Genomic DNA, 26701 nt, shown 5'->3' with positions numbered 1-26701 from the left:
CGAGGGTTAAGTCATTGTATTATAAGGATATATTAATTCCTGAGAATCTCTCCCCGAAATTGATTTGTCAAACAATTGTCAAACATTTTATAAGTGATTGGTAAACAGCGATATAAAAGAGGGCCGGAAGATTGCTGTTTTTTTCGGAATAAAGACATAAACAACTATATACCAGAAGTATAGATAATATTGCAAAACAAAAGTCTGTCGCTTATATAGTGACAGACTTTTTTTCAGTTATTATACTAGAGGCAAATGTAAGTAAAAGTATTGGTATTTGGAGGTGGAGTTGGATAATTTAACATTTAGGGGTGGAGAGCTAAAAAGATTTTGAATGTAATCATTGCTATCTACAACTACCCCACACTACCCTCCAGGCTTATCTGCAATAGCTTCTGAGCCTCCACCGCAAACTCCATCGGCAGATTCTGCATTACCTCCTTCGCATAACCGTTTACAATCAGCCCTACAGCCTCTTCTGTGCCTATGCCACGCTGGTTGCAGTAAAGTATCTGGTCTTCGCTTATCTTCGAAGTGGTAGCCTCGTGCTCTATGATGGCACTAGGGTTGGCAATATCCGAATACGGGAATGTATGTGCCCCGCACTTATCTCCCAGCAGCAAGCTGTCGCACTGAGAGTGGTTACGCGCCCCTTCGGCTTTTGGCGAAACCTTTACCAGCCCCCGGTATGAGTTTTGGCTGAATCCCGCAGAGATACCTTTCGACACAATACGGCTTTTAGTATTCTTCCCTATATGTATCATCTTGGTACCGGTATCGGCCTGCTGGTAATTGTTAGTAACGGCTACCGAATAAAACTCCCCGATAGAGCCGTCTCCGGCAAGGATACATGACGGATATTTCCATGTAATGGCCGAACCTGTCTCCACCTGCGTCCACGATATCTTAGAGCCTGTACCTTTGCAGATACCACGCTTGGTCACAAAGTTGTATATACCACCTTTGCCTTCTTTGTCGCCCGGATACCAGTTCTGCACAGTAGAATATTTCACTTCGGCATGGTCGAGGGCTACAATCTCCACAATGGCGGCATGCAGCTGGTTTTCGTCACGCATAGGCGCTGTACAGCCTTCGAGGTAACTTACATAGGCGTTGTCGTCGGCTACGATCAGCGTACGCTCAAACTGCCCTGTATTCGCTGCATTGATGCGGAAATAGGTGGATAGTTCCATCGGGCAGCGAACACCCTTGGGTATATATACGAACGAACCGTCACTAAATACGGCGGAGTTGAGTGTTGCGAAGTAATTATCCCTGTAAGGCACCACCGAGCCCAGATATTTCCTTACCAACTCAGGATACTCCTGCACGGCATCGCTGAATGAACAAAAAATAATCCCTTTCTCTGCCAATGTCTCTTTGAATGTAGTCTTCACCGAAACACTGTCTACTACAGCATCCACAGCCATATTTTGCACGCCGGCAAGTATTTCGCGCTCGTGAAGAGGCACACCCAGTTTGTCGAATGTTTTCAGCAGTTCCGGGTCTACTTCCTCAAGGCTTTTAGGTCCGTCCTTCTTTTTAGGGGCGGCATAATAGCTGATACTCTGGTAATCAATTTCGGGAATATCCAGATGCGCCCATTGGGGAGCCTCCATTGTCAACCAGTGGCGATATGCTTTCAGGCGGAATTCCAACAGCCATTCGGGCTCGTTCTTCTTAGCTGAAATCAGGCGAATAACATCTTCATTCAGTCCGGTGGGAATTACTTCTGTTTCAATATCTGTTACAAAGCCGTATTTATAATCCCCGGCGGTAACATCTTCTAAAATCTTATCTTGAGTTTCTTGCATGATTTTTTATTTTAAAGCCCCTTACCCCCAAGAGGGAACTTTTCCTCCCATACAGGGAGGCTGGGAGAGGCCTGTTATTAATTTGCAAAGATATTATATTCTTAGCATTAATCCGACATATATAAATATTTTACATCACTCATAGAACAGATAGAAGAGGCTTTTGTTTTTCATTTTCCATTTTTATAACAATCCTATTCTGCGAACTGTAATGTCAGCCTTAAAAACCTCTTGCTCCGGAGTAAAAAAGTGACAATTGAATTGAAAATCGACGGAGTCAAAATCGGCAGAGCAGAGCGGAACCAAGAGTGACACTTCTTATGCAGTATGTGGCAAAAAACAGGATACAAAGCTATGTAGCCCTTTAAGCATTATGTATAATATTTACAATCATGCATTTAACTGATGTTTATAACATCGATAAGGTATCAGGGTTTTGCGAACCTCTCCCTTTCGGGGAGGCTGGAAGGGATACCTTATAATTTCTCCGTAGTTTCCATCTGTTTGAACACCCTTACTTGCAGTATAAACAATATTGCGGTCAAAACAGTTGCTAAAAAGTCTGCAGTAGGCAATGAATACCACACTCCGTTTATACCAAAGAACCTCGGTAAAATGAACAAGGCTGGCAATAACATCAGGAACTGGCGGGTAAGGCTCAGGAAGATGGATTTTCCCGCCATACCGATACACTGGAAAAAGTTAGTCACTACTATCTGGTAACCGACCAACGGCAGCATAACCGTAATGATGCGCAAAGCCTTTGCCGTTTCGGCAGCTAGCGGAGCGGAAGGGTTGAACGGTTTAACTACTATGTCCGGCAATATCATACCGATTACCAGCCCCACACATCCCACTACGACCCCTACCTTGATCGTATAAAACAGGGTTTCCTTTACCCGTCCTATCCTTTTAGCGCCATAGTTGTATCCCACTATCGGCTGCATACCCTGTGTAAGGCCTACCATTACCATGATGATAATCATTACCAGCGTGTTAGCTATTGCATACGCCTCTATCGCTATATTCCCGCCATAGGTTTTCAGGTTGTGATTGATAAAGAATACCACAATCGAAGCGGCTATCTGTATAAAGAAAGGAGACATACCGATACTGGCTATCGACCATACAATTTTCGGATCAAGCCCTATATTCTTCTTACGCAGGCGCAACATACTGCCTTGGTTCATAAAGTGGTACATCACAAAGCACAATCCGATAAACATGGAGATGATGGTAGCTATGGCGGCACCTTTTATTCCCCACTCAAGCCAGAAGATAAAGATCGGGGCAATGATTATATTAGCGACAACGCCAATCAGCATTGTAAACATGGCTTTGGTAGGATACCCCGAAGCACGCATCATACTGTTGAAGTTGAAACACATGGTCAGGAATATATTCCCCGGCAGGTAGTAAAGCAAAAACTCCTTTGCATAAGGGAAAGTCTCTGCCGTAGCGCCTATCCGCATCAATATGGGGTCGAGGAACATGAAAAGGATGGCTACAAGCGTACCTGTAAATATTATAGTCATCAGAAAAGAGTTGCCTATAATCTTTTCCGCCGTTTCTTTATCGCCACGTCCCAAACAAATAGATATACGGCTGGCAGATCCCGCCCCCACCAGCATACCAACGGCGGCAGTAAGGTTCATAACAGGCAGGACAATCCCCAATCCGCCGATAGCATGGTCGCCCAGATCAGGCCCGTGTCCGATATAAATACGGTCGATAATATTGTATAGCGCGTTTACCATCGTCCCAACGATAGCCGGTAAAGCGTATTGCCAAAGAAGTTTACTTATTTTTTTGTTTTGCAGTTCTTCTATGTTCGCTGTTTTCAACATCTTCAAATTCTTTTACAGTTAAGGAGCAAGTCTCCCATCTTTTGAGGGTGCAAAGGTACAAAATCTATCCGCGACTAAAGATATACTATTCGTATTTTTAGAACAAACGCATTTTTCAAGTGTTTGCAGGGGCAGGAGTTACCTGCCCGCTTACAGAATCTGGGAGATCACAACCTTACGCCAACAAAGCTATAATTAATGCGAATCAAGGGTTAAATGTGCTATTTTTTGTCCCTTTAGGGACTGAATGTTGGTAGAAAGAAGCTTTAACCGGTTAATTGCGTGCCGTCAGGTACGCAATATCTACAGAACAATTCACATTTTGTACCTGACGGCACAAAAAAACGAATTTCATTCATGCTTCTACCAATATGATGTGCCTAACGGCACATTTAACCCCTGATTGGCATAATTATGTAATATATTGAAAAACCAGGTCGGTATTGTTCTGTTCGATATGATAAGTAATGAAAAGTATTTATCTACTAAGTAACTCTTCCCTTTTTACTCTTGGTTTAGCCCGCTAAATAGCTAGGCTGACCGTTGGTTCTGCTAGCAAAAATGATAAAATCAATCTAAAAATAGCTATAAAAAAGATTTGCTATAAAATTTAAACAGTTACTTAGATATATTTTTTCTTTCCGCGCTATAGGGTATATTTCTTATAAAAGTTATTTTAAAGCTTTATTTCTAATGGTATATCCTTTTACAGTGATTTATTCTCTATATGTCCATCTTTATTTAAAAAAACGAACCTAATTCAGGATATTAAAATAATGTTAATGTTAAAAACGAGGGTATATAATTATTTTTTTTATTAAATGATTTGTAATTAAAAAATATTTTATCATATTTGCTGTTGAAATATATCAATGAAAGCATTTAATTGAAAATCAAAGGTCCCGAATGCTGAACTGCATATATGCTAATTGAATGAATACTATTGGAAAGCATGACTGATCCCTTGTTCTAATGTATAAATAAGCAGATCTATAACAATTACCTTGAGCCCTTAAAAATACACTTGAATATAAATTACCAACAATAACCAAAATACTCTATGGAAACAAATAATCGCAGGGATTTCCTTAAAAAAGCCGCAATAGCCGGAGCTTCGGCTGTAGCAATACCGTCAATGACGGCTTGTAGCGGCAGCACTTCGGGTAACGCGAGTAGCCTCAGTGCGGATAATTCTATACAAAGCTCATTGATTGTCCCCAAAGCGAACGGGCTGTCTATCACAGGCACCTTTTTGGATGAAATTTCGCACGATATACCTCATCAGAATTGGGGCGAAAAAGAATGGGACTTGGATTTTCGTCACATGAAAAACATTGGGATAGATACTGTTATCATGATTCGTTCGGGATACCGCAAGTTTATCACATACCCATCGGAGTACCTGCTTAAGAAAGGCTGTTATATGCCTTCCGTCGATTTGGTGGATATGTATCTGCGGTTGGCCCAGAAATATGATATGAAATTTTATTTCGGGCTTTACGATTCCGGCGAATATTGGGATACAGGCGACTTGTCCTCCGAAATAGAGCATAACAAATATGTGATAGATGAGGTCTGGAAAAAATACGGAGATAAATACAAAAGCTTCGGAGGATGGTATATCAGCGGTGAAATCAGCCGCAAAACCAAAGGAGCCATAAATGCTTTCTATTCTATGGGGAAACAATGCAAGGATGTTTCGGGAGGCCTGCCTACATTTATATCTCCGTGGATTGATGGCAAAAAGGCCGTTATGGCAGCGTCGGGACAGTTGACTAAAACCGAATCGGTTTCGGTACAGGAACACGAAAAAGAATGGGGCGAAATATTTGACGGAATAAAAGGAGCCGTGGATGCCTGTGCTTTTCAGGATGGGCATATCGATTATGATGAGCTGGACGCGTTCTTTGAGGTGAACAAGAAATTAGCTGATAAATATGGGCTAAAATGCTGGACAAATGCCGAAACATTTGACCGCGATATGCCGATAAAGTTCCTCCCTATCAAGTTTGATAAATTGAGGATGAAGCTGGAAGCGGCTAAAAGAGCCGGTTATGACAAAGCTATTACATTTGAGTTTTCTCATTTTATGAGCCCGCAGTCAGCCTACCTTCAGGCAGGGCATTTATACGACAGATATAAAGAATACTTCGAAATAAAGTAAAAACATGGATTCTAACATTAATATAAGATATATAAGTTTTCTGTCGGTTGTAGCTGCCTTGGGAGGTTTCCTCTTTGGATACGATACAGCTGTAATATCGGGTACCATAGCTCAGGTGTCTGCGCAGTTCTCTTTAGACGCGCTCTCGCAGGGCTGGTATGTAGGCTGTGCGCTTATCGGTTCCATTTTTGGCGTATTGTGCGCAGGTGTGCTCAGTGATAATTTGGGACGGAAAAAGACGCTTCTGGTCGCAGCCATACTATTCTCAGTTTCGGCTGTAGGCTGTGCCATATCTTCCGATTTCGATCATCTGGTTATTGCCCGTATCATAGGCGGGATAGGCATCGGTGTAGTCTCCATTATATCTCCTTTGTATATTTCCGAAATATCGGTTGCGGAATATCGTGGGAGGCTGGTGTCCCTTTATCAGTTGGCCGTTACCGTAGGGTTTCTGGGTGCGTACCTTGTCAATTATGCCTTACTTAATTTCTCGACAGGTGGCGCGGCAGAACTGGCTAATCCTACATTATACCATATATTCCATAGCGAGGTGTGGCGTAGTATGCTCGGTATGGCTGTTATCCCTGCGGTACTGTTCTTTATTGTCATATTCTTCATTCCGGAAAGCCCAAGGTGGCTGATCCTGAAAAATAAAGAGACGAAAGCCGAATCTATTTTAACACATATATACGGTTCTGTGCAGTCTGCGGTTTATGAAATGAGCGAGACGAAACGGGTGATAGGAAACGAAACAAAATCTAACTGGCGCATATTATTGAAGCCAGGCATAATGAAAGCAGTAATTATCGGTGTGGCAATAGCCATGTTGGGGCAATTCATGGGAGTGAATGCAGTACTTTATTACGGACCTTCTATTTTCGAGAGTAGCGGATTATCGGGAGACGATTCACTTTTCTATCAGGTCATTGTAGGGCTCGTTAATATGTTGACTACTGTTCTTGCCATATTCATTATCGATAAGATAGGCCGGAAAAAACTGGTCTATTACGGGGTATCGGGTATGATAGTTTCGCTCCTGCTCATCTCATTCTATTTTCTTAAAGGAGCAGACCTGGGCATCCCTAGTGTATTGTTACTGGTATTCTTCCTTGCCTACATTTTCTTCTGTGCTGTATCTATCTGTGCCGTTATCTGGGTTCTGTTGTCGGAGATGTATCCTATCAAGGTCAGAGGTTTGGCGATGTCTATCGCAGGCTTCTCCTTATGGATAGGGACATACCTTATAGGGCAGCTTACACCGTGGCTGCTGCAAAATCTGCGACCAGAAGGTACATTTATCCTCTTTGCTGTAATGTGCGTACCGTACATTCTTATCGTATGGAAATTAGTACCTGAAACAACAGGAAAATCATTAGAAGAAATAGAGAAATACTGGGAAACATAAACCTAAAATATACTATTTAAAATATAAATCATTATGGATTTCAAACAATTAGAGAAGCAGTACAAATCTGAACTGCTAGACAGCGTCTTGCCTTTTTGGCTCGAAAATTCTCAGGATAAAGAGTATGGAGGATACTTCTCCTGTCTCGACAGGGATGGTTCTGTATTCGATACTGATAAGTTTATCTGGTTGCAGGGACGTCAGGTGTGGATGTTTTCGAAAATGTATAACAACGTGGAAAAACGCCAGGAGTGGCTCGACTGTGCTGTGCAGGGAGGGGAGTTCCTTAAAAAGCATGGGCACGACGGCAACTACAACTGGTATTTCTCGCTCGACTGCCAAGGCAATCCTTTGGTAGAACCATACAACATATTCTCATACACCTTCGCTACTATGGCGTTTGGGCAGTTGAATATGGCTACCGGAAATGAAGAGTATGCTGATATAGCCCGCAAAACATTTGAAATTATCCTGTCTAAGGTAAATAATCCGAAAGGAAAATGGAATAAGGCTCATCCTGGGACACGGAATCTGAAAAACTTTGCCCTCCCTATGATTCTGTGCAATCTGGCTCTTGAGATAGAACACTTGCTCCCCGAAGAATATTTGAAAGAAGTAATGGAAAACTGTATCCATGAGGTAATGGATATCTTTTTACGACCCGAACTAGGCGGGCTTATAGTAGAGAATGTAACTGTTGACGGCAAATTGTCTGATACGTTTGACGGACGGCTTATGAACCCCGGACATGCCATCGAAGCCATGTGGTTTATCATGGATCTGGGGCACCGCCTCAACAGGCCTCAACTGATAGAAAAAGCCACGGAAACAACTCTGAAAATGATAGATTATGGCTGGGATAAGGAGCATGGTGGTATCTTTTATTACATGGATCGCTTAGGACGTCCCCCTCAACAACTGGAATGGGATCAGAAGTTATGGTGGGTGCATATAGAGACATTGATTTCCTTATTGAAAGGGTATAACCTGACAGGCTCAAAAGATTGTCTGGCTTGGTTCGAAAAGATTCACAATTATGTATGGACCCGCTTCAAGGATAAGGAATACCCTGAATGGTTCGGCTACCTCAACCGCCGTGGCGAAGTACTGCTTACCCTGAAAGGAGGAAAATGGAAAGGATGCTTCCATGTGCCTCGCGGCCTCTATCAATGCTGGAAGATATTAGAAGATATAAATAATAAAGAATTGGCTAAGACAGCCGGTAATAAATCTGAAATTGAACTGTAGAAACCGGCTATACTAGTTACTTGCGGTTTCTGTTACACAAGGCTTAAATTAAATCGAATATACATTGATTAAATTAATTCAAAACAATTTGCTATGAAAAAACCAACTGCCCAATGGAGTATGAGATTGTTTTTCTCGTTATTACTCTCATTCTTATTTATGAGTATGCAGGCACAGGTAACAGTCACAGGGTTTGTTAAAGACTCAGGAAATGAGCCTTTGATAGGAACTACGGTTGCTGTAAAAGGAACAACCAGTGCTACTATTACGGATGTGGATGGAAAGTATCAGCTAAGAGTGCCTGATGCTAATGTAACCTTGGACTTTACTTATGTGGGATATACCCCGCAGTCTATAAAATTGAATGGACGCACCAACCTGAATGTAGTCCTGATAGAAGATTCGAAACTCATTGATGAGGTTATCGTTGTGGGATATGGTGTACAGAAAAAAACATCGCTGACCAGTGCGGTTTCTGCGATAAACGGGGATGAACTGCTGAAGGCTCCCTCTACTAACATATCCAGTTTGCTGGGAGGACGTTTGCCCGGTATCTCATCTATACAGGAGTCCGGAGAGCCCGGATTGGATAAGGCTTCACTCACTATCCGCGGTTCACGATACGGAGCAGTGTATATAGTCGATGGCTTCCCTCGCTCGATAAATGATATCGACCCGAATGACATCGAGAGTGTTTCTGTATTGAAAGATGCTGCCGCAGCTTCGGTATACGGACTCCAGGCTTCGGGTGGTGTTATCATCGTAACTACTAAAAAGGGAAAAGAGGGCAAAGCAAAGATCACTTACAATGGTTCTGTTGGAGCTTCTATGAATGCCAACTTCCCTAAATTCATGAATGGTCCTCAGTTTGCACATTATTACAATATGGCAGACATGATGGACAAACTGGCCAGCGGTTCCATAACTGACCGAAACCAGTACGTGCCGATCTTCACACAGGAAGATATTGCCATGATGACAAACAATGATCCTACAGACGGATGGGACAATGTGGATTACATAGATAAAGTATTTGGTACAGGAACAAACCAGAAACACAATGTTACAGTACAGGGAGGGAACGATAATTCGCATTATCTATTCTCTCTGGGTTACCTGGGACAAAAAGGAAATATCGATGAATTTAAATATCGCCGCTATAACCTGCGTACAAATATAGAGTCTAATATTGGTAAATATTTCAAAGTAAGCCTGGGTGTTGCCGGAAATATCGGACGCCGCCAGACTCCGGGATTTGCTGCAGGAGGTACCGATGCAAACTCTGAATTAGGAGAACAAGGATGGTTGTCTATTGCCCATCAGACCATAGCAATGCATCCGTATCTTCCTGAAAAATATGAAGGACTGTATACAGCTACGCCGGCGCGTAATACAAATCTGCCACAAAGCCCGCTGGCTGCTATCTACGAATCAGGCTACAAAAAAACAAGAAGTACAGATCTACAGACAAACCTGTCAATAGAATTCAAGGCTCCTTGGGTAAAAGGTTTGAGTGCGAAATTAACAGGTGCTTATGACTACGGTACATCTCATAACAAGAACCTGAATACACCTTATCAATTGAATGCCATTAAATTACCGGATTCTACAAGCAAACTGGGATATGCAGTGGTAAATGACCCCCGTTCCACTCCTTATGTGACTTTAGGCGAAGGACAATATACATCTGAGCAGATGATAGGACAGGCAAGCCTTAATTATGCGAACTCATTTGATAATCACAACCTTGATTTCATGTTGTTGGCCGAAGCCCGTGATAATAAGTCGAACTCGTTATCGGCATACGCCAAAAACCTGAGCTTTCCCGAACTGCCCGAATTAGGCATGGGAGTGCCGGATAATAATCCTATCGGAGGGTATAGCGGCGCATACCGTTCTATTGGATATGTATATCGTTTGAAATATGATTATGCAAATAAATATCTTGTAGAATTAACAGGACGTTACGACGGGTCATATAAATTTGCCGGAAATGTATCAGGCAAACGCTGGGGATTCTTCCCTTCAGGTTCATTGGCCTGGCGTATGACAGAAGAAAGCTTCATGTCTGACCTTACATTCCTTGACGACCTGAAGATCCGCGGTTCTGTCGGACTGCTTGGGAATGACAATTCCCTCCCTGCCTATGCGTTCCTAAGCACATACGCTTATGGAGATAAGCTGTCACTCAAAGGCACACTTAACGATGCCTTGTATACAAGCGTTATAGCAAATCCAAACCTGACATGGGAAAAGACACTGTCTTATAATGCAGGATTTGATTTTACGATGTGGGGCGGATTATTGGGAATGGAATTTGACGCGTTTTATAACTATACCTATGATATCCTGACATATATGGGTTCGGGTTACCCGCCGTCAATGGGAGGTTACTATCCTACATACGAGAATTACAGCAAAATAGAGACTAAAGGTATTGAAGTCCTCGTTAAGCACAATAATAAATTCGCTTTGGGTAACAAGCCGTTTAACTATGATATTTCAGGTAATATGACCTATGCGAAAAGCCGTTGGCTACGTTATCCTGACAACGCGGATATCCCCGAAATACAGAGAGTTACAGGCTCTAACGTATATGCTACTTATGGCTGGATTTCAGAAGGCCTGTTCCGTTCGGAGGAAGAAATTGACCAGTCGGCATGGTATGGTAGTCGCCCTAATCTGGGAGACATCAAATACAAGGATGTAAATGGAGATGGTAAAATAGACAATCAAGACCGTGGCCGCATTGGCCGCAGCAACCGTCCTGAATTGATGTTCGGTTTAAATCTGGGTGCGTCATGGAATGGATTCGACATCAATGCGCAGTTTACAGGCGGCGCTTTATTTGATGTTTCACTCACCGGAACATATTATAACGGATACGACGACAATACAATCTGGACGCAGACATTTAAAGAAGGAGCAAACTCTCCGCTCTTCCTTGTAGAGAATGCATACAGCATTGATAACCCGAACGGGTCTTTCCCCCGTATTACGCTAGGTTCGGCTAGCCACGGTGGTGATAATGGATTGGCTTCTACATTCTGGTTCCGCGATGGTAAATATATCCGCCTGAAATCGGCACAATTAGGATATACTATTCCTAAAAAGATTTTGCTTAAAGCAGGTATCGAGAATCTGAGATTATTTATTCAAGGTTCTAACATTTTTACTATATCAGGGCTTCCTGATGGCGTAGACCCCGAATCTCCGGGTGTAAATAATGGATATTACCCTCAGCAAAAAACTTTTATGGGTGGCATCACACTTACTTTCTAACTCTTAAAGAAAAAATATATGAAAACTAAAATAATAAGTTCGATATTATTAGGTGCCCTGCTTAGTTTCGCTTCGTGCAACGACTATCTGGATATGACACCTACTGATAAGATTTCCGATAAGCTGACATGGAGTAAAGTTGAATATGCAGAACTGGCTATAAATAACTTTTATCATGATATAAACTATTTCGGAAGTTTTGACGGAGGACAATGTTCCGCAGGACAAACTGAAGGCCTGACGGATATACTTAAGTACAGTTCGATGACATATAATGCCCACATGTACATCCCTAACGAGATTGCTTACGGGGGAGGAGTACTGACGGCGAATTACGTATCGGTTTACCTTGGTAATTGGGGGACAGTCTACGAAAAAGTCCGCCGTGTGAATGAGGGTATTTACAACCTCAAAAAATTCGGAACGCTTGGCGAAGAAGACTCTAAACGTCTTGAAGCAGAAATGCGTTTTTTCAGAGCCCAGCTTTATTTCGACCTTGTAAAGCGTTACAAAGAAGTAATTATTTATGATGAAGACCTAACTAAGATACAAAAGAATACACCTTTAAGTACAGAAGCTCAGGGATGGGACTTTGTTCAGGCAGACCTTGAGTTTGCAGGACAGAATCTTCCTGTAAGCAATGTTGCCAACGGTCGGGTGACCAGTGGCGCAGCCTATGCATTGTTGTCGCGGGCAATGCTGTATGCAGAACGTTGGGATGTGGTTAAGAGCGCTGCCGATAAAGTGACCGGATACTCTTTGGAAGAGGATTTTGCCGATGCTTTCAAAAACAACAATTCGGAGGCTATTCTTCAATATTCATACGATAAATCAGAGGTTACCCATAGTTTCGACAATATGTTCACACCGGGAGGAGATGAGGGAAACAACACAACCGGAGGATATGCTACGCCGACTCAGGAAATGGTGGAATCTTTCGAATTAGCTACCGGAGGTTTCCCAGATTGGTCTAAATGGCATACAGCAGAAGGGATAAGCGAAACCCCACCGTACGACAAATTGGAGCCACGCTTCCATGCTACTGTTCTGTACAACGGGGCAGAATGGAAAGGGCGTACAGTAGAACCGTTTATTGGCGGTGTAGACGGCTGGTGCAACTGGAAAGACGATCCTGTTCCTGCCGGACGCACAACTACAGGTTATTACCTGCGCAAACTGGTAGATGAGTCTCACGACTTTGCTACACTCACAGCAAGTACGCAGCCCTGGATTGCTATTCGCTATGCGGAAGTATTATTGAACAAGGCCGAAGCATGCTACCACCTTAACGATGCGGAAGGAGCGAATAACGCAGTTAAAGCGATTCGCACCCGTGTGGGGCTTCCTTACAGCAATAAGAGTGGTGATAACCTGATGGCTGCCATACGCCAGGAACGTAAAGTGGAACTGGCATACGAAGGGCTCTATTATTGGGATATGAGGCGCTGGGGATTAGCTGCGACTGCGTTTACAGGTATCAGGGTACACGGGTTTAAGATAGAACAGAACGCGAATGGGTCTTTCAATTACATCTACATAGATTGTGACAGGCAAGACCGGAATTTCCCTTCCAAGATGTATCAGATTCCTTTACCGACTAACGAACTGAATAACAATAATGCTGTGGAGCAATATAAGGAGTGGAGATAAAACCTTAAAATAATGAAAGTTATGAAAAATAAATTAGTATATATTATAATCTCGTCTTTGGTTGTATTAGCAGGCTGTCAGAGTCCTGATGATATAATACCTCCAACGGATAAACAAGGATTCAACCGCTTGGTTGCAAAAATCACAACCGGCGAATATGCTGAAAAAATAGCGGTTGAATATACGATAAACGATCTGAGTACTACTACTTATGTTATACCTGTTCCTTGGTTTTACCCCGAAGACAGTTATAATGAAACCACACCTTATATGACCGCCATGAAGGTGGAAGCAAATCTGGATAATAATTACTCTATTTATCCGGGACTGGGAATATTGGACTTGACTAAAGAGAATCATTTCACAATTATAGATCCCGCCGGGGCTAAAAAGGAAATTATTATTAAAGGGGAAAGAACCAAATCGAACGCATGTAATATCATCTCGTTCTCATTGAAGGACAAAGATGTTACAGGAATCATAGATAACGCTGCGGGAACTATATCGCTGATTAGTATCGCTGATTTGTCGAATAGCCTGGCTGACTATGAATTATCGCCTCATGCTTTATCTGTTTCGCCCGATCCGGCTGTAACACCTCTCGATTTCAATAATGATGTGGAACTGACAGTGACAGCACATGATGGAACGACAACCAAGAAATATACAGTAAAAAAAGCGATCCCTGAAAAGATAGGAGCCGGGTACCGTAAAGGTAGCGAAGAGAGCGTTTATGCTCTGGATCTGACTGCTTACGGATTTGCCATGACTAAATCGACCAATCCTACGCTGGCTGTACTTGGCAGTTATCTGGTTGTCAATCTGGGTGATGGCAGCACTCCGCTTTATCTGAATAGGTCTACAGGAGCTAAAATAGGCTCTATAACTATGGGCTCGGCAAATGCCGGAGGTTCGATAACCGGCGATATATATGGTAATATGCTTATCGCAAACAGCGCTCAGGCCGGAGGTACATTGAATGTATACAAGACCAAGTCGGTAACGACTGCGCCAACATTGTTCTTCTCCATGTCGAATACTACCGGTTATACCATAGGTACGAAAATGTCCGTGCAGGGTAATCTCGATGGAGATGCTATAATTGTGGCTACTTGCGAAAGTTCCAGTGCCTTTGTACGCTGGATAGTAAGCGGTGGTGTCGTAGGAAGCCCTGAGGTAATATCGGTAGCAGACATAGGCTCATGGGGAGGTACGGATAACGCGCCGCGCTTCACATATGCTACGACTAATCTGGCCGATGGATACTATCTGGGCCATTATGCCGGAGGCGCAGGAGATGTATATTACATTAACGGAAGTACAAATGTAGTGGCAAGCAAACTGGCAGGAACAGGAGACTGGGCACGGGGTGCAGGTATCCTCGATATTAAGGAATTCAATAATGTCCGTTACATGGCTGTATATAACATGGGATTCTTCCCTCAATGGGCTTTGGGTGGACAGATATATATGTACGATGTTTCCAATCCGGGACTTGTGACAGGTTCGGTAGCTGATAGTCCGGCATTGTCATTCAAACTGGAAGATGTAACTTCCTACAATGGCGGCGCAACTCCATCCGAACCTCGTACAGCCGATATATTGCTATATCCTTCAGCCGATGGCTTTATGATGAATATGTATTATATCGATAATGCCTCAGGCGTACTTGGTTGCTATCAATTTGATTGTATAGATAAATAGGTTTCATAAATTACACCGGTATTCATCTTATGGATGCCGGTGTAAAATAATATAAATAATATGAAAATCAGACGAAATATTATTTTAACCATTTTGCTTACCGTCTTTTGCCTTTCTGTAATTGGTTGTAGCGACAACTCAAAAGATCCTGGTTGGGATTGGGATGACGATGATGATATACCTACTGTATTTGAATTGAAAAAAGGTGTAAATGTAGCGTCCTGGCTATCGACTCCCAAATATGACGGAGAACAACGTGCCGCTTTTTTTACAGAAAACAATGTAAAGCAATTAAAAGAACTGGGATTCGACCATATCAGGCTGCCTATAGATGAGCAGGTATTGTGGAACGAAAATGGAAATAAGGTAAGGGCCTATGCCTTCGACCTTCTGCACAATGCGATAAGCTGGTGCGATAAGAATGGCATGAAAATCATTGTGGATATGCATATTACACGTAACCACAGATTTACCAACACCGAAAATGATTTGTTCACAAAATCAGACGAACCGACAAAATTCGTAAAACTATGGGAAGACCTATCGTCAGAACTATCAAAGTACTCAAACGAACTGTTAGCCTACGAAATATTAAATGAACCCGTTTCTGAGAATCCTGAGAACTGGAACAGAGTACTGAATCTGGTGATACCAGCCATACGGGCAAAAGAAAAAGAAAGAGCACTGATTGTTGGAGTTTGTACGAGCAATTTTGCAGTGAAATATAGTAGCTTGAGATTGCCATCCACTGAGAATATATTGATGACATATCATGTCTATGCTCCTTATCTTCTTACAGCATACGGGCAGGAAGATACGACAGGGGGAAGAACTGATATTCCAATTTCATATCCGGGACAACTTGTTCCTGACGACTATATATCCGAACTTCCCGATAAATGGCAATCTACAGGCCGGCAAATATTTAATAAAGAAGCCCTGCGCCCATTCGTCAAAGAAGGCATTGACAGGGCAAAAGAATTAGGGTTACCGGTTTTTGTAGGAGAATTCGGAACTCTATATACTGTGCCTGCCGAAAGCAGGGCAAACTGGTATAGAGATGTTATCGCCTTGTTTAACGAATACGAAACCGGATATACTTCCTGGGACTATAAAGGTGCAGGTTATAGCATTGTGGATAAAGATAACGTAGTCGCTTATCCGGATATTGTAAACATACTGACAGGGAAGTAAGAAACTGTTTAAATTTTATTCGTTCAAATTTTTAGACTGACAAAAATGAAGATAATACAAAATGTTGTAGTTGCATTCTCCCTGTTCATGATTATGGCAGCAGGCTGTGCTTGTAGCAGCGACCCAAAAGAGCCCGGCTGGGACTGGGACGGAGAAGACCCCGGTGAAGAAGTTGAAGCTAAACCCCGTTACCTGTGGGTTGATGCAGCAGCCAATTTCCCTGATTATGCAAATAGCAAAGATAATATCAAGCGAGACCTCACATTAGCCAAAAACACAGGTTTCACCGACATTGTGGTGGACGTACGCCCTACAATGGGTGATGTATTATTCAGTACAAGTGTCGAACAACAGGTGAAAAAACTGGACTATTGGTCAAATTCCGGTTATCAGTTTTATGAGCGTACCGAAACATGGGATTATTTACAGGCGTTTGTCGATATAGCACATCAGTTAGATATTAAAATACATGCTGCTATAAATACATTCACCGCAGGAAATGATTATCCTTATGGTTTAGGCCAACAAGGCTTACTATTCCGCGACGACAGCAAAAAAAACTGGGCGACTTCAGTCAGTCTGGAGACAGGCATAACCAATGTGATGGATTTGGATAACAAAACATATAGCACAAAATTCCTGAACCCGGTAAATCCGGATGTACAGAATTATCTTCTTGCCCTGTTAGAGGACTTGGCTAAATACGATATTGATGGAATATTCCTTGATCGCTGCCGCTTCGATGATATAAAAAGTGATTTTTCGGATTATACCCGGGAAAAATTCGAAGCATATCTAGGATCGAAAGTAGAAAACTTCCCTGGCGATATTATGCCTGCGGGGACAGAAGCCACACCTATACCATCACCACTCCCAAAACATTATAAAAAATGGCTTGAGTTCAGAGCTAAAACAATACACGATTTTGTAGCCAAAGCCCGTGATAGGGTAAAATCACAAAATCAGGATATAAAGTTTGGGGTATATGTAGGGGCGTGGTATTCTACATATTATGACGTCGGTGTAAACTGGGCAAGTCCTAAATATAATACTGCCGCAACATATCCAGCATGGGCAAGCGATAATTATAAGGATTACGGTTATGCCGACCATCTGGACTTTATGCTATTGGGCGCATATGCTTCTGCCGACAGAATATATGGAAATTCAGAGTGGACAATACAGGGATTCTGTAAAAATGCGAAGAATCTGTTGCTGGATGATGTGAAATTTGCAGGAGGCCCAGATGTCGGCAACTGGAATGTGCCGGAAGGAACAAATGTAAATACAGCTGTAGCCAATACTGTTGATGCAGCCATCAATGCAGGAAACGGATATTTTTTGTTTGATATTATCCATCTCAAGATGCATAACTACTGGCCTGATGTGAAAAAAGGAATTGACAAATATTTGGAATCGATAGAAAATAAAAAGGGAAAATGAGAAGATTAATAATTTATATACTATCCATCTTTTTGTTTACAGGCTATAATGCTTGCATATATGGCCAATGTACAATCAGAGGTAAAGTTACATGCAATGGAATAGGGGTTAATAAAGTTGTTGTTACAGACGGTATACGTTGTGTTGAAACCTCAGAGAATGGGGAATACGCTATACCGTCTTTGAAACCTACACGCTTTGTCTACATCTCTACCCCGTCAGGATATATTCCGGCATATAAGGATAAAACGATCCCTCAGTTTTATAAGGCAGTAACTGGGGATACAGATACTTACGACTTCGAAATATATCAAAACCCGAAGAATGACACGAATCACCTGTTTATAGCTCAGGCAGATGTGCAACTGGTAGATAATGAGAATCTGGAAAGTTATAAAAAGATATTGAACGATTGTAAATCTCTGGTAGCCGGATATAGTGATAAAGATATCTTTGGGGTCGATTGTGGCGATATTGTAGGAGATACACCGTCATTATATCCGGCTTACATTCAGGCTTCGTCTATTCTCGATTTCCCGGTTTACAGGGCAATAGGGAACCATGATATGGATTATTTCGGACGCAGCCACGAAACATCGACAAAGACATTCGAAAACTATTTTGGCCCAGTGTATTATTCTTTTAATAAAGGAAATGCCCATTATATTGTAATAGATAATACTTTTTTTGTAGGGCGCGATTATTTCTATCTGGGATATATAGATGAAAAGACCTATGCGTGGATAGAACAGGATTTGTCTTATGTAGAAAAAGGCGCACCCGTTTTCATTATTATGCATATCCCCTCACGCCTTGAAGAAAAGCAGGCGCCTTTCAAATATGAATATTCCGGACTAGCCGGCCAGACTATAAATATATCGGCTTTATACGAGATGCTAAAACCATACAACGCGCATATTATTACCGGGCACATGCATTACAATCACAATATTGCCCATTCATCTAATATTATGGAACACAATACGGGCGCGGTTTGCGGGACATGGTGGCGTGGCGATATTTGTCTCGATGGTACCCCGCAGGGGTATGGAGTATACGAGGTGAACGGAAATGACGTAAAATGGTATTTCAAAAGTTCTGGGTTCGACAAAGAGCATCAGTTCAGGGCATACCGCCCGGGAGCCTCTTCCGAATTCCCTGAAGATATCATCGTCAATGTATGGAATTGGGACAAGAACTGGAAAGTGGAGTGGCTAGAGGATGGAAAGGTGCAAGGAGAAATGGTTCGGTTTACGGGAATAGACCCGGATGCCAAAATCCTTTGTTCCGACAGGGAAAAAGTAAAGTATGACTGGATTTCGCCCGTAACAACACCTCATTTATTCCGTGCCATACCCAAAAACCGGATGGCAAAACTAAGTATAAAAGTAACAGATTGCTTCGGAAATGTATATCAGCAAGAAATAAAACAATGAACAGACGAAGATTTTTGCAATACTGCGGACTTACCTCAGCCTCTTTGTTAGTTGGGAATAATATGTTCGCAGGTGAAATAAAACGGAATCCCAATATAAAGCCCATCGTAGGCTCCTGGTTCGAGTTTAAGCATCACAACGACAGTGAAGGCAAATACTGGAATCCGGCACTGACAAAATTCACGGATGCGCAGTGGCGGGCAAAAGTAAAAGAAATAGCCGAAACAGGGATGCAATACCTCGTGTTGATGTCGGTAGCAGAAAATGGCAGGACATTCTATCCGTCGAAACTGCAATCAAGATTTGATTATGAATGTTCAGACCCATTAGAAGCCGTACTGTCTGCTGCCGACGAATGTGGTATAAAATTCTTCGTCAGCAACGATTTCTGGTCAGATTACAGGAATGTGGATAAAATGATGACGGATAAGGACATTGCTGTCCTCCGCGAAAAAGGCATGGAAGAAGTAGCCGAAAAATACTCGCATCACAAAAGTTTCTATGGCTGGTATTATCCTAACGAAACAGGTTTGTATAATACAATAGACGAAACAACCATCAATTATGTGAACAAGTGCAGTAAGAAAGCTCGCGAACTAACCCCTAACTGTGTAAACCTGATAGCTCCCTATGGTACAAGGTCGATTCGCTTCGATGATAAATATGTAAAGCAACTGGAAAGGCTCGATGTAGACATTATGGCTTATCAGGACGAGATAGGAGTGAAAAAGACAAAGGCCGGTACTGCCGGTAAATATTACGAATCGCTATATAAAATGCATACCAAAGCCGGGCGATCGCGCCTCTGGGCAGACCTTGAAGTATTCGAATTTGAAGGGGAAGTGTATGAAAGCGCATTAATTCCGGCGCGCTTCAAAAGGATATTGACACAATTGGAAGATATATCTCCCTTTGTGGAAAACATACTCATATATCAGTATATGGGACTGATGAGTAAGCCCGGCTCAATAGCACCCGCAGGACATAACGATGCCGAACGGCTCTATAGCGAATATACGGATTGGCTGAAAGTACAACAAGGCCTGACAACTAAATAATTTCTTGGTATGAAAAAAATATTGGTAATATCTTGTTTTCTTATCATAAGTCTGTGCATACAGGCGCAGTGGACAAATATGCAGATAGAGCCGGGTATATCGCCGAAAAATGATATCCTTACCATCTGTTTCGACAAGCAGGGGGATATCTGGGCCGCCACTTCTTTTGGAGTCTATAAATATGATGCAGGGCAATGGAAAAGCCGGGGGCCTGAGAATATTTACGTGCAGTCGCTCTTTATCGACAATAATGATACCAAATGGGCAGGAGTCTGGGGAGGAGGCGTTTACAAACATAAAGCGGGTAAAGAATGGGAGAATGCAAAAGAAGCATCGTTGTCTATTTCTACCAATGCTATTATGGCAGGGAATAAAGGTGACCTGTGGATTGGTACATGGGACAAAGGTTTAGCCCTTTTTGATGGCGGTAAGTGGATAAATTACAAGGCTAAAGATATAGCAATAGGAGACAACAGCATACTTTCGCTCGCCAAAGATGATAAAAACATCTGGGTTGGTACATATCACGGACTATCTTCATACGATGGAAGCAGCTGGACTCTCTACAACAGGGACAACAGCCCCTTGCCTGATAACGATATCTATGCGTTATGCGCAGGAAAAAACAGCTTATGGATAGGCTCCTGTAATGGCTTGGCTTCTCTTACAAAAGGGAAATGGCTTGTTTACCCTAAAGAAGAATATAATATACAGGGCGATGTTGTACTTGCCATAGCCGAAGATACTAATGGTAATGTATGGGTAGGAACGAATAAAGGCCTGACTGTTTTTAACGGAAAAAATAAGAAAACCTATACGATGGGAAACAGTAACCTGATTGAGAACAGGATACAGACAATAAAAATTTATAATAATAAGGTATATGCGGGTACGAGCTTAGGCATATCAATGCTTGACCTCTCAGAATTCAGTTATTAATGCCGATCAAGGGTTGATATGTGCCGTCAGGTACATCATATTGGCTGGATAATGAAACTGAAGGGTAATACAAAACAGAAATTGAACTTCATGGATAAAAGAATAATATTATTATTTACGGCATTGCTAGCCATTTCATGTGTGTCAGCGAAGGTAAAACTGCCTTCTGTATTTACTGACCACATGGTGCTACAACAGCAGACTGTAACTAAAATATGGGGCAAAGCCGATGGCGGCAGGATGGTTGAATTAGTAGGCTCATGGGATAATAAAACTTATACGGTTAAAAGTGATGAAAAGGGTTATTTCGAATTCGAGGTAACAACTCCTGCCGCCGGTGGCCCCTATACAATACAGATATCGGATGGAGAACCATTGATACTGAACGATGTACTCATAGGTGAGGTTTGGTTTTGCTCGGGACAGTCGAATATGGAAATGCCCGTCAAAGGGTATCGTGGACAACCCGTTTATGGCTCTCATCCTTACATTGTCTCTGCTGATGAAAAACGTCCGTTAAGGCTATTCACTGTGGGAAACGCATGGAGCAAAGAAGCTAAAGATGATGTGGAAGGGCATTGGAGCCTTAGTTCTCCGAAGGAAGTGTCTGATTTTAGTGCTGTTGCGTATTTTTTCGGCAATCTTTTGCAGGAAAAATTACAGGTTCCGGTTGGCCTGATCAATTGCTCGTGGAGCGCGTCCAAAATAGAAGCGTGGATGAGCAGGGAGACACTTGATACAATTCCGGAGGTAGACTTATCCGTATTGAAGAATACCGAGTTCGGATACCCGAACGGTACACCTACGCTATTACACAATGCAATGGTACAGCCTCTTCACGGGATTTGCGTAAAAGGTATCCTGTGGTATCAGGGGGAAGCCAATAGCAATGCCCCTGCACTTTATAAAAAGCTGTTTCCGGCTTTCGTTCAGCAATGGCGCAACTTTTTCCATTCGCCCGGTATGCCTTTTTACTATGTGCAGATAGCACCGTGGCAGTCGGGCAATAAGGATGAACTGGACTGGGCTTTATTTCGCGAATGCCAGTTAGAATTGATGTCGGAAGTGCCGAATACGGGAATGGTAATAACTGCTGACGCAGGTAGCGAAAAATTTATTCATCCTCCTTATAAGATAAAGGTAGGAGAGAGGCTTGCTTATTGGGCTTTGGCTAAGACCTACGGTATAGATGGATTTGCATATAGTGGCCCTGTATACCAAAGCTATACGCTAAAAGATAATATGGCCGAACTGACCTTTGATTATGCCGCTGATGGCTTAAATCCCGAAAAAGAACTATTGGATGGGTTTGAGATAGCAGGTAAGGACGGAGTCTTTGTTGAAGCAAAAGCTGAGGTTATAGAAGGTTCCGGTAAGGTAAGGGTGTGGAGTGAGCTGGTGAGTAACCCTGTCGAAATTCGCTATTGTTTCCGTAATTATAAGATAGGAAATCTCACTAATAACGCAGGATTGCCGGCTTCTCCTTTCAGGGTAAAAATCAAATAACTTATAAATGAATTAATAAAATGAAAAACTACTCTTTATTTCTATTATTGTTCAGTACTCTTTGCCTGATGTCATCATGCAAATCTGAACAGAAACCAACAGGCAATCAATCCGGCAAAGTTGCTTTAATGTGGTTTGACGCAACAGCAAATTTCGAACGTTTTAGTAGTCCTGATTCAATAGATTTTTATCTCGAAAAGATTAAGTCGTTAGGATTCACACATGCCGTTGTAGATATACGCCCAATAACGGGGGAGGTGCTTTACGACAGCAAACTGGCGCCGTATATGGGAGAGTGGAACAATGTGAAACGTCCCGTAAGCTTTGATTTCCTGGGGCATTTTATCAAGAAGGCTCACGATTTGAATATGGAAGTACATGCTTCGCTCAATGTGTTTGTCGCCGGGCATAATTTTATAGACAGGGGGCAGATCTATGATAATCATCCGGAGTGGGCTTCCATTGTTTATAATCCCGACAAGGGGCTTATCCCCATAACACAGGAAAAGGAAAAATATTCGGCAATGGTAAATCCTATTAATAAAGAGTTTCAGACGCATATACTGGATGTGCTCAAAGAAGTAGTAGGAAAATATCCCGAACTGGATGGGTTAATTCTCGACCGCGTAAGGTATGATGGTATTACAGCTGATTTCTCGGATTATTCGAAATCCGAATTTGAAAAATATATTAACGAGAAAGTCGAAAAATATCCGGAAGATATTTTCAAATGGGAAAAAGATAAAGATGGAAAGTTTCACAGGATAAACGGGAAGCATTTCTTAAAATGGATAGAATGGCGCACAAAGAATATCTATGATTTTATGGCACTTGCCCGTAAAGAAGTCAAGGCGGTAAACCCAAAAGTTTCCTTTGGTACATATACCGGCGCGTGGTACCCTTCTTATTACGAAGTGGGAGTGAACTTTGCCAGCAAAGAATATGATCCCGGCAAGGAATATGATTGGGCGACAAAAGATTATAAGAACTACGGATATGCCGAATTACTCGACCTCTATACAACAGGAAATTATTATACCGACATCACTAAAGAAGAGGCCTTGGCAAATAACAAAAGTGTATGGAATGAAACAGACAGTAAGGCACATAGCGGAGTTTGGTATTGCGTGGAAGGTTCCTGCGAAAATCTGAGGGAGATACTCAAAGACAATAAATTCAGCGGTGGCATTCTGGTCGATCAGTTCTATAATAAGCCACAGGATCTGACCCGCTCTATCGAGATGGATCTGAAGATGTCGGATGGTGTGATGATATTCGATATCGTCCATATTATCAACAAAAACCTCTGGACAGAGGTAGAAGCCGGAATGCGTAACGGCGGCATGATAAAATAATATAAGAAAATGAACAACAGATCGTATGCGTTAGACGCGTTGCGGGGATATGCCATAATAACTATGGTCTTATCCGGGGCTGTAGTCTATGGTATTCTGCCCGGGTGGATGTATCACGCCCAGATACCTCCTCCCAGCCATGCTTTCAATCCGGGCGTATCGGGCATAACATGGGTAGATTTGGTATTTCCGTTCTTCCTGTTTGCTATGGGCGCGGCATTTCCGTTCTCTATAAAGAAGAAGCTGGAGCGGGGAGTGTCGAAATTGAAGCTGGTTTATGATGGATTGAAACGGGGAGTTCAACTGACTTTCTTTGCTATCTTCATTCAGCATTTCTATCCTTATGTACTGAGCAATCCTCAGGACGCGAGAGCATGGGGGCTGTCCCTGCTATGTTTCGCATTGTTATTCCCTATGTTTATGCGCATTCCCCTGAATATGCCACAGTGGGCGCATACAACTGTAAAGCTGGCGGCTTATGCCATAGCTCTCTTGTTGCTATTGACTGTCAGCTATGCTGACGGGCGTCATTTCGATCCGGATTTTAGCAATATTATAATCCTGATATTGGCTAATATGGCCTTGTTCGGTTCTCTGATTTATATTTTCACTGTCAGGAGTAAGGTGCTGCGCATAGCGGTGCTGCCTTTCATTATGGCTGTTTTTCTGGCAAAAGATATTGAAGGCAGCTTTGTGAGTGAAATATATAACTTCACGCCATTGGCATGGATGTATAAATTTGAGTACCTCAAATACTTGTTCATCGTTTTACCCGGTAGTATCGCGGGCGAATATCTGATGGAATGGATGAATAATATGGCAGGAGAAAAACAAAAGCCGGCGATGCAGGAAAAGCTGGTTTCGTACCAGTTGCTGGTTATTACCATTGGGCTTGTCGTTATAAACCTGTGTTGTCTTTACAACCGCTGGTTACTGGCTAATCTGTTTATAAATATGGCATTATTGTGCTACGGGTATTTTCTGTTGCATAAGGCCGGAACTGCCGATATGAGATTGTGGAAAAATCTGTTTGTTATAGGAGGATACCTTATATTGTTAGGCCTGTTTTTTGAAGCCTATCAGGGAGGAATAAAGAAAGACCCCTCAACCTACAGTTATTACTTTCTGACTTCGGGGCTTGCATTCATGGCTCTTATTACTTTCCATGTGATTTGTGATTACTATAGATGCCATCGTAGCACAAGCTTTCTTGTAATGCCGGGGCAGAATCCTATGATTGCGTATGTTGCTACAGGTTTGTTTACCGTTCCTTTGTTGAGTCTGGCCAGAATATATCCGGTATTCGATTATTTTCAGGGTAATGCGTGGCTGGGCTTTTTGCAGGGAGTGATTCTGACAGCTATAGCAGTGCTGATAACGATGTTTTTTACAAAAATAAAATGGTTTTGGCGGACTTAAATCCCGGAACACTTTTCATAGATAAGAAATCCCTGTCTGTCAGTTAAATTTTTTACGACAGATGGGGATTGATGTTTTTAGGAAAATATATTATAAAAAATGCGAAGAACAGAAAAAGAATATCCGGATAAATTCTCAGAAGGATGATGTAAAGCCAATATAATTTATTATTTTTACCAAAGCTGGTAGATATAATGAGTCTTGTAGCTATTACTAACAGGCATTACTAACAAACATATAAACTACTTTTATGAGTATATTCAGCAAATTTTTCGGCAATGAAGAAAAACCTCAGCCGGAAGCACAAAACACAAAAGTACAGACAAACACAGCTTTTCATTCCCTTCCTCCATGTTCTTCAGAACAGGAACTGATAGAGCGTTACGGAGCCATAGCTCTGGAAAAACAAGATAATCTTGGTGAAGTAATAGGGGATAACAATTGGAACGCGGACATACCCAAAGGCGTGATCAGTTTTGGCGATAACCTTGAATTTCCGATACAGATACTGGGTACATTCTCGCATTCGTCACAAACATGGCTATGGGCATGGGCAAACACACAATCGGGGCTTCCTCCGAAACTGATAGAACAGGCACTTGCACTGAAGGAGTATGGAGAAAAGAATAATATAGACCTGCTCACTGTCAGCCAGTTTGAGGCGGACAACAATGATCTGCACCTGATAGGTGCTGTAGCATCGGGTATGTTCGATGCCAGTGCTTATTATATCGCCGATTACGGGCAGGGTGCTATGGTAGTAACCATAAAGAGCGACCTTGTGGACAAACAGAAGCAGGAAATTTCGCACTTGCGTATCCCTACTATATTTTCCCAGTTGATTACACAGCACGAGGTGAATCATCACAATGCTTTCAGATGCTACCTGCTGGCAAAAGGCTATACACTGGATGAACAGGGAAGTAGTAAAATCACAGGAACGAAAGACGGGCTGACTATTTCGGCAGGGTTCGACGAATTAGGAAGGCTGGTAAAAATAGAAGCCTGACATTTTTCACTGATATAAATGAAATAGCCATAGGCCGAAAGCCTTAGAAACTGTTTAAATTTTATTCGTTCAAATTTTTAGAGCTGTTTTAGAGATGCTTTTTTTCTTCCTCGAAACGATAATAGCGGGCTATTTAGTCGCTCCTTAAAAAGTATATAATAAGTTATTTACCAACAAATTATCTCTTAAATTATTTGCTTAATATTGCAGAATTTCGTATCTTGAAGT

At 42.1% G+C, this 26701-nt stretch carries 17 protein-coding genes; 15 read left to right on the top strand and 2 right to left on the bottom strand.

Annotation, left to right across the window (positions count from 1 at the left end; translation table 11 throughout):
• Positions 1-356: 356 nt before the first annotated feature.
• Together sufB and D0T84_RS15645 are read right to left on the bottom strand one after the other, a co-directional pair.
• Positions 357-1814 (bottom strand): Fe-S cluster assembly protein SufB, encoded by a 1458-nt coding sequence (gene sufB, locus D0T84_RS15650; protein ID WP_163308802.1) that lies wholly within the window; start codon positions 1812-1814, stop codon positions 357-359.
• Between the two features lie 476 nt (positions 1815-2290).
• The gene (locus tag D0T84_RS15645; protein ID WP_163308801.1) at positions 2291-3661 is read right to left on the bottom strand and encodes an MATE family efflux transporter; all 1371 of its coding nucleotides are present in this window, start codon (positions 3659-3661) and stop codon (positions 2291-2293) included.
• Positions 3662-4721: 1060 nt separating this feature from the next.
• On the opposite strand from D0T84_RS15645, the gene D0T84_RS15640 reads away from it, so the two are divergent.
• From D0T84_RS15640 to D0T84_RS15570, 15 genes are all read left to right on the top strand, one after another.
• A complete protein-coding gene (locus D0T84_RS15640) occupies positions 4722-5825 on the top strand; it encodes a DUF4434 domain-containing protein (RefSeq protein WP_163308800.1) in 1104 nt (367 codons plus the stop codon).
• Positions 5826-5829: 4 nt separating this feature from the next.
• Complete coding sequence (locus D0T84_RS15635; protein ID WP_163308799.1) at positions 5830-7230, top strand: sugar porter family MFS transporter; 1401 nt, start codon at positions 5830-5832, stop codon at positions 7228-7230.
• A gap of 33 nt (positions 7231-7263) precedes the next feature.
• The gene (locus tag D0T84_RS15630) at positions 7264-8478 is read left to right on the top strand and encodes an AGE family epimerase/isomerase (protein WP_163308798.1); all 1215 of its coding nucleotides are present in this window, start codon (positions 7264-7266) and stop codon (positions 8476-8478) included.
• Between the two features lie 93 nt (positions 8479-8571).
• Positions 8572-11760, top strand: coding sequence for a SusC/RagA family TonB-linked outer membrane protein (locus D0T84_RS15625; protein ID WP_370525513.1), 3189 nt, complete (start codon positions 8572-8574; stop codon positions 11758-11760).
• 18 nt (positions 11761-11778) lie between these two features.
• Positions 11779-13410, top strand: coding sequence for a RagB/SusD family nutrient uptake outer membrane protein (locus tag D0T84_RS15620; protein ID WP_163308797.1), 1632 nt, complete (start codon positions 11779-11781; stop codon positions 13408-13410).
• Between the two features lie 21 nt (positions 13411-13431).
• Entirely contained in the window at positions 13432-15114 is a 1683-nt protein-coding gene (locus D0T84_RS15615; protein ID WP_163308796.1) for a DUF5018 domain-containing protein, read from the top strand.
• A gap of 60 nt (positions 15115-15174) precedes the next feature.
• Positions 15175-16308 carry a glycoside hydrolase family 5 protein gene (locus D0T84_RS15610; protein WP_163308795.1) on the top strand — a complete coding sequence of 378 codons (1134 nt, stop codon included), beginning with the start codon at positions 15175-15177 and terminating at the stop codon, positions 16306-16308.
• Between the two features lie 45 nt (positions 16309-16353).
• The gene (locus tag D0T84_RS15605; protein ID WP_163308794.1) at positions 16354-17751 is read left to right on the top strand and encodes an alpha amylase family protein; all 1398 of its coding nucleotides are present in this window, start codon (positions 16354-16356) and stop codon (positions 17749-17751) included.
• A complete protein-coding gene (locus tag D0T84_RS15600; protein WP_163308793.1) occupies positions 17748-19187 on the top strand; it encodes a calcineurin-like phosphoesterase family protein in 1440 nt (479 codons plus the stop codon). The genes D0T84_RS15605 and D0T84_RS15600 overlap by 4 nt, the downstream gene beginning before the upstream one ends.
• Positions 19184-20245, top strand: a complete 1062-nt coding sequence (locus D0T84_RS15595; RefSeq protein ID WP_163308792.1) for a DUF4434 domain-containing protein — start codon at positions 19184-19186, stop codon at positions 20243-20245. The genes D0T84_RS15600 and D0T84_RS15595 overlap by 4 nt, the downstream gene beginning before the upstream one ends.
• A gap of 9 nt (positions 20246-20254) precedes the next feature.
• Positions 20255-21184, top strand: coding sequence for a two-component regulator propeller domain-containing protein (locus tag D0T84_RS15590; RefSeq protein ID WP_163308791.1), 930 nt, complete (start codon positions 20255-20257; stop codon positions 21182-21184).
• Between the two features lie 90 nt (positions 21185-21274).
• Positions 21275-22690 (top strand): sialate O-acetylesterase, encoded by a 1416-nt coding sequence (locus D0T84_RS15585; RefSeq protein ID WP_163308790.1) that lies wholly within the window; start codon positions 21275-21277, stop codon positions 22688-22690.
• Between the two features lie 68 nt (positions 22691-22758).
• Positions 22759-24045 carry an alpha amylase family protein gene (locus D0T84_RS15580; RefSeq protein ID WP_255495414.1) on the top strand — a complete coding sequence of 429 codons (1287 nt, stop codon included), beginning with the start codon at positions 22759-22761 and terminating at the stop codon, positions 24043-24045.
• Between the two features lie 9 nt (positions 24046-24054).
• On the top strand, positions 24055-25464 hold the full coding sequence (locus D0T84_RS15575; RefSeq protein ID WP_163308788.1) for a DUF5009 domain-containing protein: 1410 nt from the start codon (positions 24055-24057) through the stop codon (positions 25462-25464).
• 250 nt (positions 25465-25714) lie between these two features.
• Positions 25715-26473, top strand: a complete 759-nt coding sequence (locus D0T84_RS15570) for a DUF6882 domain-containing protein (protein ID WP_163308787.1) — start codon at positions 25715-25717, stop codon at positions 26471-26473.
• Positions 26474-26701: the final 228 nt, after the last annotated feature.

Source organism: Dysgonomonas sp. 521 (genome assembly GCF_010501055.1).
Taxonomy (GTDB): Bacteria; Bacteroidota; Bacteroidia; order Bacteroidales; family Dysgonomonadaceae; genus Dysgonomonas.
This window is presented reverse-complemented; position numbering and strand designations above follow the sequence as displayed.

Coding starts and splice junctions, on each gene's coding strand:
- sufB (WP_163308802.1), bottom strand. CDS start 1,814: ATGCAAGAAACTCAAGATAAGATTTTAGAAGATGTTACCGCCGGGGAT.
- D0T84_RS15645 (WP_163308801.1), bottom strand. CDS start 3,661: ATGTTGAAAACAGCGAACATAGAAGAACTGCAAAACAAAAAAATAAGT.
- D0T84_RS15640 (WP_163308800.1), top strand. CDS start 4,722: ATGGAAACAAATAATCGCAGGGATTTCCTTAAAAAAGCCGCAATAGCC.
- D0T84_RS15635 (WP_163308799.1), top strand. CDS start 5,830: ATGGATTCTAACATTAATATAAGATATATAAGTTTTCTGTCGGTTGTA.
- D0T84_RS15630 (WP_163308798.1), top strand. CDS start 7,264: ATGGATTTCAAACAATTAGAGAAGCAGTACAAATCTGAACTGCTAGAC.
- D0T84_RS15625 (WP_370525513.1), top strand. CDS start 8,572: ATGAAAAAACCAACTGCCCAATGGAGTATGAGATTGTTTTTCTCGTTA.
- D0T84_RS15620 (WP_163308797.1), top strand. CDS start 11,779: ATGAAAACTAAAATAATAAGTTCGATATTATTAGGTGCCCTGCTTAGT.
- D0T84_RS15615 (WP_163308796.1), top strand. CDS start 13,432: ATGAAAAATAAATTAGTATATATTATAATCTCGTCTTTGGTTGTATTA.
- D0T84_RS15610 (WP_163308795.1), top strand. CDS start 15,175: ATGAAAATCAGACGAAATATTATTTTAACCATTTTGCTTACCGTCTTT.
- D0T84_RS15605 (WP_163308794.1), top strand. CDS start 16,354: ATGAAGATAATACAAAATGTTGTAGTTGCATTCTCCCTGTTCATGATT.
- D0T84_RS15600 (WP_163308793.1), top strand. CDS start 17,748: ATGAGAAGATTAATAATTTATATACTATCCATCTTTTTGTTTACAGGC.
- D0T84_RS15595 (WP_163308792.1), top strand. CDS start 19,184: ATGAACAGACGAAGATTTTTGCAATACTGCGGACTTACCTCAGCCTCT.
- D0T84_RS15590 (WP_163308791.1), top strand. CDS start 20,255: ATGAAAAAAATATTGGTAATATCTTGTTTTCTTATCATAAGTCTGTGC.
- D0T84_RS15585 (WP_163308790.1), top strand. CDS start 21,275: ATGGATAAAAGAATAATATTATTATTTACGGCATTGCTAGCCATTTCA.
- D0T84_RS15580 (WP_255495414.1), top strand. CDS start 22,759: ATGTCATCATGCAAATCTGAACAGAAACCAACAGGCAATCAATCCGGC.
- D0T84_RS15575 (WP_163308788.1), top strand. CDS start 24,055: ATGAACAACAGATCGTATGCGTTAGACGCGTTGCGGGGATATGCCATA.
- D0T84_RS15570 (WP_163308787.1), top strand. CDS start 25,715: ATGAGTATATTCAGCAAATTTTTCGGCAATGAAGAAAAACCTCAGCCG.